This window comes from Vogesella facilis (genome assembly GCF_042648525.1).
Classification (GTDB): Bacteria; Pseudomonadota; Gammaproteobacteria; order Burkholderiales; family Chromobacteriaceae; genus Vogesella; species Vogesella facilis.
This window is the reverse complement of record NZ_JBHRXN010000004.1, coordinates 1-13,279: the sequence shown is the minus strand read 5'-3', so window position 1 is coordinate 13,279 and position 13,279 is coordinate 1. Positions and strand designations below refer to the sequence as shown.

The 13,279-nt window shown below is 49.0% G+C and carries 10 protein-coding genes; 5 read left to right on the top strand and 5 right to left on the bottom strand.

The features are described 5' to 3' along the window. Positions 1-71: 71 nt before the first annotated feature. The 5 genes from ACFOLG_RS01820 to ACFOLG_RS01800 form a co-directional block, all read right to left on the bottom strand. Positions 72-2,306, bottom strand: a complete 2,235-nt coding sequence (locus ACFOLG_RS01820) for a TniQ family protein (protein ID WP_386087776.1) — start codon at positions 2,304-2,306, stop codon at positions 72-74. Next, positions 2,306-3,232, bottom strand: coding sequence for a TniB family NTP-binding protein (locus ACFOLG_RS01815; protein ID WP_386087774.1), 927 nt, complete (start codon positions 3,230-3,232; stop codon positions 2,306-2,308). The genes ACFOLG_RS01820 and ACFOLG_RS01815 overlap by 1 nt, the downstream gene beginning before the upstream one ends. Then, positions 3,229-5,187, bottom strand: a complete 1,959-nt coding sequence (locus tag ACFOLG_RS01810) for a Mu transposase C-terminal domain-containing protein (RefSeq protein ID WP_386087772.1) — start codon at positions 5,185-5,187, stop codon at positions 3,229-3,231. The genes ACFOLG_RS01815 and ACFOLG_RS01810 overlap by 4 nt, the downstream gene beginning before the upstream one ends. Next, positions 5,187-5,834, bottom strand: a complete 648-nt coding sequence (locus ACFOLG_RS01805) for a TnsA endonuclease N-terminal domain-containing protein (protein WP_386087770.1) — start codon at positions 5,832-5,834, stop codon at positions 5,187-5,189. Before ACFOLG_RS01805 ends, ACFOLG_RS01810 begins: the two co-directional genes overlap by 1 nt. A 606-nt stretch (positions 5,835-6,440) precedes the next feature. After that, positions 6,441-6,695, bottom strand: coding sequence for a DNA-binding protein (locus ACFOLG_RS01800; RefSeq protein WP_386087768.1), 255 nt, complete (start codon positions 6,693-6,695; stop codon positions 6,441-6,443). 636 nt (positions 6,696-7,331) lie between these two features. Between ACFOLG_RS01800 and ACFOLG_RS01795 the strand changes: the two genes are divergently transcribed. The 5 genes from ACFOLG_RS01795 to ACFOLG_RS01775 all read left to right on the top strand — a co-directional run bounded on the left by ACFOLG_RS01795 (position 7,332) and on the right by ACFOLG_RS01775 (position 13,203). After that, on the top strand, positions 7,332-7,721 hold the full coding sequence (locus ACFOLG_RS01795) for an HIT family protein (RefSeq protein ID WP_386087766.1): 390 nt from the start codon (positions 7,332-7,334) through the stop codon (positions 7,719-7,721). After that, entirely contained in the window at positions 7,718-8,773 is a 1,056-nt protein-coding gene (locus tag ACFOLG_RS01790; protein WP_386087764.1) for an HNH endonuclease, read from the top strand. The genes ACFOLG_RS01795 and ACFOLG_RS01790 overlap by 4 nt, the downstream gene beginning before the upstream one ends. A 369-nt stretch (positions 8,774-9,142) precedes the next feature. After that, positions 9,143-10,000 carry a lysozyme inhibitor LprI family protein gene (locus ACFOLG_RS01785; RefSeq protein WP_386087762.1) on the top strand — a complete coding sequence of 286 codons (858 nt, stop codon included), beginning with the start codon at positions 9,143-9,145 and terminating at the stop codon, positions 9,998-10,000. Between the two features lie 52 nt (positions 10,001-10,052). Continuing rightward, complete coding sequence (locus tag ACFOLG_RS01780; protein ID WP_386087760.1) at positions 10,053-12,401, top strand: AAA family ATPase; 2,349 nt, start codon at positions 10,053-10,055, stop codon at positions 12,399-12,401. Between the two features lies 1 nt (position 12,402). Continuing rightward, positions 12,403-13,203, top strand: coding sequence for a UvrD-helicase domain-containing protein (locus ACFOLG_RS01775; RefSeq protein ID WP_386087758.1), 801 nt, complete (start codon positions 12,403-12,405; stop codon positions 13,201-13,203). Positions 13,204-13,279 lie beyond the last annotated feature (76 nt).

Below are 13,279 nucleotides of genomic sequence, written 5' to 3'. Positions count from 1 at the left end.
GTTCGAAAGTCAATATTTCCAACGATTCAATGGCGCTTAGAGAAAGCGTGGTTTTTCAAGTTGATATTTTCTCAATGATGCAGTATTTTTGACTTTTTATTTATCTTTATTATTTCGATAACTTCTTTTGGGAATAGTAAACCATGTTTTCCTTTTCCAAGTTGGATCGACTTTTCGGCGAGATAGCCATGGCGAGCTTCGTTGCGGATTGTTGCCACACTGAGCCCGGTTAATTTTGATAGCTGCATTGGGGTGACTACTCCAGAGAGTGTCTGTATCGCATTATTTAACTGTGCGTCGTGGCAGTACTGCCTTATTCCATCGCTCACAATATTGACAAGTCCCGTGTTTATTATGAGTCTCCTAAAAATTAGCCTAGATAAACCCGCTTGCTGCTGGGCTTTTTCTAATGGAATTAATCTTGGGTTTTCAATAAACCTGGCCATGTAATCCTGCAATTCTTTTTTGTGAAAATGATGTTTCCTCGGATATTCAATAGGAAAAGTGGCTTTAAGTAAACCGGCCTGGCATATCTTTGCTAATTGTTGTGGATTTATTTTTAGGAAGGCACAGGCTTGCGTAGAAGAGAGAATGCCTGGATCTGTACGAATTGACGATAAAATATGGCCACGTCCGCATCTGCTCTTATAATCTGTGCTTAGTACAATTTTTTGCAGGCCAATCTGTTCAGCTTCATCGCGTCGAAAGATATAAACGAGCCCGCCGTCGACAGTTGGGCCATGGACCGGTTTAAGGCCAGCAGACATCAGCTTATCAGCCAGATTTGTTGGATTGCAGTTAAATTTTTGAGCAATTTCGCGAATGAATACATATTTTGAGCGGAACGTTATTAAATCTGTAGGATCAATTCTTATTTTTTTCTTACCATCTCTATAAGAAGGCAATAGACCTGTTGCAACGACTTGGTAAATTGCATCTACATAAATACCAAGTGATTGAGCAACATTGTTGACGGTGAGAATGCCAGATGGTTTAGTGTCGATGGCTGGGGTTTTAATAATTAAGCTGGGTAGTCCGATACTTGCATTGAATGATTCGGCTCGAGTTGTCCCTAACAATAGGCTACGAAGAAGTATTAAATACTTTGATGAGTTTCCACTAAGTTTTTTAAAATTAATTATGCGGGTTAATTCTTTTGTGTGAGAGGTGTTTGTTAACGCAGATTGTAGCCTGGCTAGACTGGATGCGCTGATCATTTTGTTTTTATTGGGGTTCACTGTATTGGCGTGGCAGATGGGTTCAAGCACCCTTTTTTTCAGAAGGCCTCGAATAATATGCTTGGACACATTAAGTGTATGGGCAAGGACTTCAAGTGAAAGTGGCGTGTCCTCAGTGCATTTAAAGTCAGTTGCCTTCAATTTTGGTGGCGGTGATTTTGATTGCAGCCAGTTTGTTGCGATAGTTTTCAGTTCGTTATCAAACTGAATGTCAATATTTAGACCCATTAGTATAGGGCATGTCGAAAAGCGAGGGCCAAGGGCAGGGTAGCGTTTATATCGCTGCTCAATGATGGAGATCAGTGCTTTTTGGAAAGCACATGGCTCGTGCAGGTCATTTGGCGTGATTGTAGCGACTATTTCATGGAGTACTGGTAATTCTTTAACGGCCAGTGTCTTGGTGTCTAGGCGGTGTAGTCCATCGTTGATTGAAATTAATATTAGTGTTAACCATCGAAGAATCGCTGTTTTTTGCAAAGATGCGATGCGCTCAATTTGTGGCACCCTCTCCACCAATATTGTTTGAGCATCGCATAGACAGTAACCACAAGCGCAGAATTTCAACTTCGTGCTTCTCCAGTACACAGGCTGCTGACAGCCAGGACATCTTTCCATCAGTAAGATTTGATGATGAGGACACCAGGTTACAATCCGCCAATCCCATTGAGCGTCATGAAAGTTTTTTTCCTTCAAACAGAGTGGACACCATGCACGAGTCTTGTATCGCAAAATGTCTAGCGGCCATATCGCATTTGCAAATGTAAATCGTCGCGTGCGACCTATCCGAACATCGAGAGGCAATATCTTGCCACGGAATGCTTCAACTGGATGGCCAAGGCTTTGACTTAACGACTCCAATGAGTAAACGCTGAATTGAGGGATCAGCGATGGTTGGCCGACGTCTTGGCTTGATTGATTCAGTAGTGCTAGCACCTCTCGGACAGATCCTAGGCAGTTGGCCTCGGCTAGCCGAAGAAGATATCCAGCAAGGCTCTCATTTTCTGTAGGGGCAGGCCGAAAAAGCAGTGTGTATGGGTTTGTCAGTTGTAATGTATGGGGCAGTGCCATTATCGCGGCTCCTTAAGATTGGTTACCCAGTGCTCGATGGCCTTGTCAGTTTCCCGGAATGGGTTCGCCCTGAGTCGTCGATTTTTGGCTAACAATTTGTCATAGCTGCAGGCTAACTGCTCCCGCTCTATGCAGGCACAGTCCTGTAATAACGCCGAGCGAGAGGCATCACGCACTAGCGTGACAAATGCTCGGAAGTTACCACCAGTTGCCAGAAAAAACCTGGCTGGTATGCTTTCATCGGTAAACCCGCTTGATTTTTCAAATGGAAGAGATTTTTCGAAACACTCCAACAAGCGTTCAAAGTCTAATGGCCGATCAAGCCAGTTAAATGGAATAATTTCTCGACGGATAGGAAACCGGCCAGAAAGTTGGGGGCTATATTCCAAAACCGAACGGGCTGCTGGCATACCGACCAAAACGAAGGGAATTCTCGAATGATTGATCAGTGTTTTCAGCGCATCTGCAACGGTTTCGATGCGTTGGCGAGTGCCACGCTCTACCAGGTGCTGAAACTCGTCCAAGATGACGAGCAATGTCTGACAGCGTGCAAGTAGTTCTATTAAGCGTCGGCGTTTATATTCTATGGTCCCTTTCTCTGGAAAGGGAGCTCCCAATCCAGCGAGCAGGGCGGCTATCAGGCCTCCAATTGTCGCTGGTAGGGGTACTTCCGCTACTAAGATAGGAACTTCGACTCTATCACTTGTGGTTGATGGGGGTCTCGTCTTATAGAGGGCACTGATGAGGGTACTTTTCCCTACCCCAGTATCACCAGTGACCATCATGCATAACGGTTCTGCCATATCGGCGGACTCGGAAAGGCAGCGTTCCATATCGCGCAATATCGAATTAAACGCGGGGTAGTGAACACAGATTTCATTTATCAGACGCAGCTTTGCACGGATATCATCATAGCTTCGGCTCATCGCGGATCTCCTTTCAGGTCTAAGTGATCTATGAACCATTCGGCTGCCAGCGATTCATCCGACCATGAATCTGACTGCGGGGCGGGATTATCTTGGATTTGCGCGTTGGATTGACGAGGCTTCTTGCCGGGGGCCTTCGACCGTTTGCGCTGCTGAAGCGTCTTTTCTGCCTCTTGATGACGTTGGTGAACATCTCGTCGTAGTTTTGCTTTCTCCTGTCTCAGGGTATCTGCATCGGGCGACATGTCTTCAACGACATCGGTATCGCTGGTTTTACGTGACTTTTTGAACTCAAGCCAAGTTGTGCCGGGCTCAATACCGGTTGTAAGGCATTCCAACTTGATCAAAGCCTTGTTGATAGGGTCATAAATGTAAGCTTGGCCCACATTTTCTGGGTCTATCCGCAATATGATCTTCTGTTTGGCTGGCAATCTTTTCTGTAGATGGATCAGGTAGGGATGGTGGTATATCAAGCCTGAGGTGCTGATTCGGCCATTACTGATGGTTTTTTCGAAAGTGAGGCCGGTTTCAATTTCGAGACTGAGACTCGTAGGCATGGGCGGAATAGGGTGTTCGTTGATTAGCCGGTTCCAGCACTGAAGAGGTGTTTCACCTAATTCACTATGCCGGGTGTTGTGGTAATCTATGACAACCCAGCGAAAGACTAGCTCTCGCAGTTCATGCAGTGTCAGGCTCGCTAGTTTTTCAGAAGGATAATCGCCTCGCTCCACAATGTTGGACCATGTAGTGCCGGGTAATTGGTGAATCAACCTGCGATTTAATGTTCCAAGAAAACGCTCAACTCCAGCTTTATACCAAGGCTTTCCCGGAGGGCAATACTGCATGTCGGCGCGCATATCCTCGCAAAATTGTTTATGCGATTTGCCATGAAATTCAGGGCCATTGTCCATACAGATCAAGCGAAACTGCCCCGCTACTGGCCAGGTAAAATTTTTGCCATTTGGGAGACTGTCCAGAATGGATTGCTTGCTCGATACCGCTTGGCGAAGACACATCAATACCGCGATGGACGAGGGCGGCTCAAGGTCTATGTAGATACCACATACCATCCGCGTTCTTTTGTCGATGGCAACAGTACAGGTAGGTCTTTTGATAGGCTGCTTAGTAATGGGGTCGACAACTATGATATCTAAGCAGGTATGGTCGATTTCGACTCGTTCTAATGGAAACAGGGCTATTGGACCAGCCCGCCGTGTCCTGAAGTGGCGTCGAGCCATTTTTTCGCCAAATCGGCGCGCCATTACTATAAACGGGTCAAGTAGGCGGTTGATCAATTTACAGAAACCCGTGTAGCTGACTGGACGTAACCAGTCATTTTTAGGGCGCTGTTGATTGGCTTCAATGATGCGATCGGCAAATTCATCATGAGTCTGTCGTCGGCTGTGGCGCGAACGGGTTAAATAGAAACTATCAATGGTTTCGTAAAATAGCTCGATTACATCTTGGTGTACCTGTCCGTGACGTCGACCACAGTTCGCCGTTTTGGGGGCAAGCGACATTATGTCTTCTCCGCTACTCACGTACGCGTGGCACCATCGATAGGCAGAAGAGGCACTGGGAGGGTGGCTATCTTTGATCTGCTGACTCACGGCTTGTGTGATTGGAGTGACCTGATGGGGTCTCGAGAATGTTGTGGTTTGCTCCAGGATGGCCTGTACATAGCGTAGACGACGCTGTAGTTCTTGTCGGTGATGATTGGGTAGGGCTGCGGGAATGGGCGGTAGTCCATCCTCCCGGAAGAGAATGTCCTGCCCTTCTACGATTTTTAATGAGCCTTGCTGGCGATAGGTACCAATATCGACAAAACTGAGCTGTTTGATAGCTGAGGTTCGCTCGTTCAGTAGGCTGACAGCCTTGTCTGGCAATATATTCAGAACTCGGAATGGCTTTCCGAACAGAGTGACCGAAAATCCTTCTCTGAGTGGGATTTCCATCACAATTCTCCTCTTGAAAGGCGAACTTGTATGAAGGGCGTCACTTGACTCTGCTTGTCATAATCCAGCCATCCGTCCCATAGCAGCCGATAGAGCACGGCCAAGTTCGCTCCCTTATCTCCTAGGAGCGTGGCGATCAGCTCAATCCGGCTGGGCCCAACCTTGGTCAAGTACTCAAAGATCCGTTGCCTTTCTTTCTGAGTGACAAACACGCCGGCGTAGTGCTTCAGGAAGTTAAGGTTTTGCAGCAACGGGGCTTGGCAGATCGTCTCGTCATCGATCACCAGGTACTCGTAACCCTGTGTAGCCAGGCTGAACCGTATGCTGTTGGCTTCCGACTTGAACTCTTCCTGAATGGCGATTTCATGAGGTTTGACTTCATACATCGTCGGGAGGCGCATATTTTCATGCCAGCGAGCTTCGAAATCAGGGGTGTAGCGGTGCCATATGCCTTCATGGCAGTAATCGAAGGTTTGCGGCTGACTGTAGATATCTCGAATCGATGGGTTGGCTTCGAGATGAAGTAGCCAGTCTCGTTCTAATGTACTTTCCCATTGGATCTGTCCCTGCATTTTGTAGCTATAGGAACACCCGATTACTTTGGAGCTGTTGTGGTTGTGGATCTTGCGGACGGAGGGTATCAGCATGATTGCTCACCTCCCGTGCGGAGTGGCCGAAGATACGGCGGTGTTGAGCAGAGAACGGTGCCAAACAGGGCCAGCCTTGTGTTGGGGTAGAACACAGTTAATTGAGCAGGCTGCAGCAACTGACTTGTGACGGTATCAATTACGAGCAGATCCAACTGATTGATATCTACGGATACATGTGTTTGTGCCAATGGCATGCCATGGCTGGTGGGATGCGGCTGGGTGACAGGCTCGCCTCGTGACCGATTTAGGGCGGTTGCCTGATCTTGCGCAGTGGGACGACGGCCTGCAAAAGGGGGGGCAAAGGTCGCACTGTATTTGCGGTAGTGGAGCATGGCTTTTCCTCTGAATCAGTTCATTCAGCACTCGGGTGCCAAATTTAGATGCAGGGAATGAGTGGGGGCCGCCCCGGACAAATCGTCCTTGACTCCCCCCATGGGAAAAGCCAGAATGAAATTGACTGGACCTCAAACCTAGTCGACTTCATAAAGCCCCCTTGTTTTGACCGAACTTGGGGGCTTTGCTTTTCCGGGCTCATTCATCGTACGTACAGATGTTTAGAGCATCATCGGAACTCTCCTTTCATTTTTATGGCCGTTATAAGGGTTAGCCGAGCAAGGCAGCAGGTTCCTTTAGGGCCTCTGCTGCAAGCTCTGCCGAGAATTCATCTATATCGCAGACTATTCCTGGCTTGATGCCAAGTTTCACAGCGATTTCGTGGCTTTGCCCACGCAGGCATGACTTTCCCCCTCGTAATATTTGGTAAACGAGGGCAGCAGAGTAACCATTCTTACGCGACCACTCACTGATCGAGATGCCTCGCCGTAAAAATTCGGCGCGGACTTGCTCGGGTGTTTTCATAGCGCTCAATCCTTAATGGCTACTTTACACTAGACACTATTCATTGGCATATCAAATGGATTGGAGAATTATTTTTTTATGTGGCTATCTGTAATGGTTTTGTTTGAACAAAATGATGTATTTCATGTTTTCTTCGTTGCATTAAATTAATATATACGTTGAAATATTTCTGAATGATTTTGATTGTTTCAAAATAAGTCAAGCCATCGAATCGAGGATCTGGATCATTATTTTATTTACCAAAATTCATTTTGAACGCTTCTCAGTTTTGATCGGCTGTAGGTGGGAGATTATTTCCGAAGAGGTGTTGTTAGGGGAGGCGGCGGCAGTGATTGGTCATAGCTGTCACCGGAGGCAAGGTTGGGCTGTGTGGCTGTCATAGTGATGGGAGGCAAGGGATGCCAGAAGATGGATGGTCATTACAAGCCGGTTACTGTTCCAACGTGACATACGGGGGAGTCTGTTGCTCATGCAGGTGGGGGGCGTGCGGCAAGGCCAGCTGGTAGGGACTTTCGCGGCGAAAGTGTGCTAGGAGGACTGTTGGACAATGCCATGGATGCTCGGCATCTTCGACGATGTTGCCTAGAGCCTGCTCCAAGGCGTAAGCTAACGTCATTAAGCGGTTGGCCTTTGCATATGTCTGACATCCTCTGTCCATTTTGTACCCTCGCGGATGACCGAGTTCTGCTGTCCAACTTACATGGAACTGCCATTCGGGATGGCTTCCCGATCTCGCCCGGTCATACATTGATTATCCCAAGGCGTCACATTGGCTCTTTCTTCGAGCTTGAAGATGTAGAACGAATGGCCTTGCTCGAGCTGATCGATGAAGCCAAATGCGAGCTAGACTCAGAGCTCCAGGCTGACGGCTACAACATAGGCATCAATGACGGGGCTGCCGCAGGGCAAACCGTACCACATCTTCATATTCACCTGATTCCGCGATACCAAGGTGATCGTGATGATCCACGGGGGGGCATCCGCTGGATCATTCCAGAAAAAGCCGATTACTGGTCCCCCCGATGAGCCAGCCCAGCGCAGAGGCACAAATCGCCTTTCTTCAGCAGGTACAGCGTCTATTCGCGGAAGGGGAGTTCTCGGCGACGTACAAATTTGCCTTACTTCTTGCGTTGGCAGAACTAGCAGTTGAGTGCGGTGATGACTCAGGCAATGCCATGGATCTGCCCATGCTGCGGGTCGGCGAGAAGTTTGCCGAGCTGTATTGGCGTCAACTTGCCGAATACGGCTCAGGCCTACCCCATACCACAACCGCTGTTCTCCATCAGAACCACGGTACTCAAGCGGTAGTTATTCAGCATTTACAGGCGCTCTATCAGCAATCAGGCGGCAAACTCAGCGTGGCGCAGCGTCTTCCTGAATGGCCGGCAACTATCCTAGCGGTGGCTGGTACTGTGCGCACGATGCCCTTGCGTCATCTGCAAGTCCTTGGCGGCACACACGAACCCTTCCTGTATGACTACCCCTGCCCACGTGGTGTTGTTCGTCTCAAGCCGGGCGTGGCGTTCAACCTACGCCGTTATCAAGGTCTGATACAGCAACTTGGTAGGGCCGGTTGGGTCGAGCACATCCGCAGCAACAAGCTCAATACGCCGATGCTAGGTCAGATTGATGATTTGGAAACCTTTATGTTCGGGGCTGCGCGATCTGCGCTGGCTGATGTGGCAAAAGTCCTTGCCCCACTACAGGACCATCGGTGTTTCTACTGCAAAGAAAAAATCGATCAGCGTGCCGAAGTCGACCACTTCATTCCTTGGGCCCGCTATCCACGGGATACCGCACACAACTTTGTTCTAGCCCACCAGGGCTGTAACAACGGCAAGCGCGACATGCTTGCCGGTGAGCACCATCTCGAAACCTGGCTGCATCGTTTGCAGCGACAGGGAGCGGAGATGAGTGGGCTATTGGATGGTTTGGGCTTTGTGACTGACAACACTTGCTCCATACGCATAGCTCGGTGGGCATATCAGCAAGGGGTCGCAACCAGAAGCTTAGGTTGGGTAGCCCGTAACAGGGTAGAGCCGTTGACGGCACAGTGTTTAAGTCTTTTTGTAGTCTGATTGGGTACGAACATGACCGATCTTCTTGTACGACTTTCATTCCGATGATGCAGTTCTCGGTGTAGTTTTGGCAGGGCACTCAGGGAGATAGCCGTAGCTGGTTCTGGGATAAATGAGTTTATTACCTCTTCGAGCTGATTTCATGTCATTACCGAGACATTTCAGCCAGAAACATCTCGCGGAAGTGCTGTTTCTTTTTGGCGGTTGCTCTAGATCGGAGATGGGCATCGACTTGCACATGGTTGAATTAGCGAGAGATGGAGTGGAAATAGTTTGCAGGGTTGGATGGGGCTTTTAGACCATCTCTATGTTTTAATTTTATCCAAAGGGCAGTGAAGAGTGTTTTCGCCATCTCAACAAAAGAAAGCGATGTTCATCGCAACAATTGCAGCAGCGATATTTGGGGGAATTCAGCTCTGGCCAGCATTTGCTAGTCTCTATAAGACAGAATCTTCACCGGCACCTTCTAATACTGCTATTGCGCCAGGTGGGATTGCTATAGCGGGTGGCGTGATTGGCGCGCTCCCCACGAACAGTGGCCCATCTGCGCAAATTACTATTAACAATAGCGACCCTGCCGCCCTTGACGTTCTAAAGCGAGAAATAATCGGGCGCGAGCAGCAGAGACAGGCGGCATTGAGTCTTGAGGCAAAATTAGCTGATGCCGAGCAATCGCTACGATCGTGGCAGTTCTGGTACTTTCGCAGTGCACACCCTTTGAGCGTAGAAATGCTAAGAGATCTGGCTGCTCTGCAAAACTACGCTGTCCGGAAGGACGTCTTCGATGCACGTTGGTCCAACACAATCAAAGCTCCCGAAACCAGAAGCCTCTATATCAACGATGTGCTTCTTCGCTATGGATGGGCAGTTGAACAAAATGGGTTGCTGCGTATTACGGAGGGGGCGCTGACTCTACTAAGACAATCGGGGCTTTATATTGCGCCTTACGCAGTGGAACATACCGTCTTGCCAAGCTTCAATTGTGGCAAAGCCGATCAATGGTACGAAAAACTAATCTGTTCAGACCAAGAGCTCGCAGGGCTAGATATCGAGATGGTCCGGCTATTTAAGCAACTCCAAAGCCGTTCAGGTGCAGATGTACAAACAATTAAAATATCCCAGGCTGATTGGCGAAAGAAAGTAAGAAATTTATGTCTAGACCGGAATTGTCTGATTGACAGTTACAACGAGCGTATAAAGCAGCTTCGGTCAGCTGGGGCGCTATAACGTCTTAGGCGGTGGTGTCTGGCTGGTGGATTTATGGCGGCAGGGGAAAGCAATGACATTAAACCGGATCGGCAAAATTAAAGGTTTCCGAATATTTCGAGACTTCAATTGGCCCGCAGACTTGCATGATTTTGGCCGGTTCAATGTTATCTATGGTTGGAATGGTGCGGGCAAAACAACACTGTCGACCATCCTGCGTCATCTCGAGAAGAGACAGCCAATCAGAGAGGGGCGTGTCGATTTCGTCTTCGGCGACAGGGTAGTCAATGGTGCGGCCTTGGGAGCAGAGCCTGTTCCCAATGTGCGGGTCTTCAATCGTGATTTTGTTGGGCGGGCGGTATTCGAATCTAGCGAAACCCATCTGCCGCCTGTTTACTATTTCGGCGAGGATAGCGTAGAGAAGCAGCGGCGGATTGAGGAGCTCAGAGAGCAGCTAGACGAGCAAAAGACAATCGAAACTGAGCAACTGTCTGATTTAAAGATTTCCACTCAGTCGCTAGAGGCTTATTGCACCGAGCAAGCCAAAAGTATACGCCTGATGCTAACTGTCGCTGGTGGCGGCCCTTATAACAATTACGACGCCAGACCGTTCAAACAGCAGATCCAGCAACTAGCGGGCCTCGCAACCCTGCCTGCGCGGTTGACGGAAGAAGAGCGCGACACTCATTTGAAGGTGCGTGAAAGTAAGGCATTACCTGCTCTACAGGAAGTAGCAGTCAAATTTCCGGACCTCGTAAGTCTTCGTGCTAGGACTGCGTCTCTGCTTCGCGCCTCGGTAGTCTCAACAGTTCTGGACGATCTCGCGACCGATCAAGCAGTAGCCGGCTGGGTTGGCGAAGGTTTAGCGCTTCATAGTGGAAAGCGGTCAACTGAAACCTGTCGATTCTGTGATCAACCCTTACCAGCAAATCGTATCGCCCAGATTGAAGCCCACTTTAACGATGAATTTAAGCGATTGAAACAGCAGGTCAGTGCCCTGCTGAATGAAGTTGAGCAAGCAGCTGCATTTGGAAATAGCTTTTCTGCGCCACCTGTTGAAGCGCTGTATGAGGCATTACAAGCTGAGTACGCCTCAGCTCTGAACGACTTGCGGAAGCACTCCAAAACACTTCAGGGAGCATTAGATGCGCTCAGACGTGCATTGCTTGCTAAGCTGGAGGACCCGTTCAAACAGATCGAACTATCTACCTGGTTGCAGCGCGTTGGACAGGGCGAAGGTCTGGCCCAGTTTGTCTTGTCATTGATCGCTCTCGCTGCGGATGGAACTCCTTTCATCGCCTCTTTTGCAGGCGCTCAGGAGCTGAAGCGCCTTAATGCAACGATTGCCAAGCACAATGTCCTAACCTCGTCATTTGACACGTCTGTTAATGCTGCAAGGGATGCGCTAGCCCAGGATGAGATACTGGCTGCCTTAGAGGGTTGGAAAGAAAAGAGCAGGGCAGTTGTTGAGGGTGAATCTGTTTGTGATGCTGCTCAGAAAAGGGCCCGAGAGCTTGAAACAGAGATTGCAGCCCTGGATGTCGAGATACGACATCACCATCGACCCGCAGATGAGCTGAATGCCGAACTTGCCGGATACCTAGGACGTTCAGAGCTGAAGCTTGTGGCCGAACATAACGGCTACCGTATCGTTCGTAATGGTCATCCAGCGATGCACCTGAGCGATGGTGAACGAACGGCCGTTGCATTTATGTATTTTCTGAAATCCCTACAGGGAACCGACTTTGCTCTTGAAGATGGCATCGTGGTAATCGACGACCCTGTGTCTAGTCTCGACTCAAACTCTCTTTTCAGCGCTTTCGGGTTCCTGAAAGAGCGCACTGCGAGCGCGAAGCAACTATTTATTCTCACACACAACTTTACGTTCTTCCGGCAAGTCCGAAATTGGTTCGATAGCGTGAACAAGTGGGGAAAACAGGGGAAAAAGGAGAAACCTGCTCGGTTCTTCTCTCTGTCATCGGTGCTTTTAGATGGGCAGCGGGCCGCGAAGCTAGAGATGCTTGATCCATTCTTGACCGACTTTGAGTCTGAGTATCACTACTTGTTCAAGAGAGTCTACGATCTAACTCGGCTCGATCGAGGTGATGGTTTAGAACAGTACTACAGCATGCCGAATATGGCGCGTCGGCTACTTGAGGCATTCCTAGCGTATAGAGTGCCGGGCTACTCTGGTGATCTTTACAAAAAGCTCCAGCTAGTCGCTGGTGACACGGGTATGAAGACTCGTGTATTGCGATTCTTGCACACCTTTTCTCATGGAGATGCCGTTGCTCAGCCTGACCATGACCCAAGTATCCTCGCAGAGACTCAGGCTGTACTGAAAGATGTGCTTCAACTAATTAGCTTGAATGATCCGAAGCACTTCGAAGCAATGGTTCACCTGAGCGAAGGGCAAGCCTGAAGTGGAAGCATTGAACAAGTCGGATATACCGCGAATTTGGCAGCCAACACCGGCAGGGAAATTATTCACTTCGGCAATTGATTGGGTTTTTACGCTGGAAGGAGAGGGGTTTTCGCTACAGGCTGGTGATATAAAGCGGGAAGGGAGTGTTATCTCACTCGAAAGCCTTGAAGTTAGACCTGGATTGTTCTGGGCGACGATTAAGATGCCTTTAGTCGAGTTGCCCTCCCTCCTGCTTGACGGCATTCCGAATGTTGCTGCGAAGGAGATGGCTCAAGCAGTGGCAGGGGCCATTAAAGCGCTTCGTCATCGACAGCGTGTTGCTGAGCAACTTAAAGAGTTTGGTCAATCAGTGCAACTGGTATCCCGATGGGCAGGGAAGACCCGAGCAGCCTGTAAGGTACAGCTCAAAATAAAAGGCTGGCTGACGCACGAATTCAAAAGAGATATTAATCTCAGCAAACCACAAGGACTTGATGTGCTGTTGGCTGTGCCGGAAGTGACAGCCTATCTTGAGAAGCAGCCTCAAGCATTAAAGGCCGATGTTGATCTTTGGCGGCATGACTTTGAGGATTTGGCAGATGGTATCAATGAGAACCACCTGACCAAGGAATTACAAGAATCCAGATCGTTTTTTGAACAAGTCGAAAAATCCCCCTTGACCGACGAGCAGGCAAGGGCCGTTGTCAGTTTCGATAACCGGGTACTGTTGGTCGCATCGGCGGGTTCCGGCAAGACATCCACCATGGTTGCAAAGGCTGGATACGCCCTCAGCAAAGGCTACTTTGCTGCGGATCAGTGAATCGCCCCAGCTTCTCTAGACACTCTTGAGCCGTTGGAAATATTGCTTCTCAAACTCTACCGGCGATAGCCCGTTT

Excerpts from the sequence above, each read along its gene's own strand:
- ACFOLG_RS01805 (WP_386087770.1), bottom strand. The coding sequence starts at position 5,834 with ATGCTGATACCCTCCGTCCGCAAGATCCACAACCACAACAGCTCCAAA.
- ACFOLG_RS01795 (WP_386087766.1), top strand. The coding sequence starts at position 7,332 with ATGTCTGACATCCTCTGTCCATTTTGTACCCTCGCGGATGACCGAGTT.
- ACFOLG_RS01815 (WP_386087774.1), bottom strand. The coding sequence starts at position 3,232 with ATGAGCCGAAGCTATGATGATATCCGTGCAAAGCTGCGTCTGATAAAT.
- ACFOLG_RS01810 (WP_386087772.1), bottom strand. The coding sequence starts at position 5,187 with ATGGAAATCCCACTCAGAGAAGGATTTTCGGTCACTCTGTTCGGAAAG.
- ACFOLG_RS01780 (WP_386087760.1), top strand. The coding sequence starts at position 10,053 with ATGACATTAAACCGGATCGGCAAAATTAAAGGTTTCCGAATATTTCGA.
- ACFOLG_RS01820 (WP_386087776.1), bottom strand. The coding sequence starts at position 2,306 with ATGGCACTGCCCCATACATTACAACTGACAAACCCATACACACTGCTT.
- ACFOLG_RS01790 (WP_386087764.1), top strand. The coding sequence starts at position 7,718 with ATGAGCCAGCCCAGCGCAGAGGCACAAATCGCCTTTCTTCAGCAGGTA.
- ACFOLG_RS01800 (WP_386087768.1), bottom strand. The coding sequence starts at position 6,695 with ATGAAAACACCCGAGCAAGTCCGCGCCGAATTTTTACGGCGAGGCATC.
- ACFOLG_RS01785 (WP_386087762.1), top strand. The coding sequence starts at position 9,143 with ATGTTCATCGCAACAATTGCAGCAGCGATATTTGGGGGAATTCAGCTC.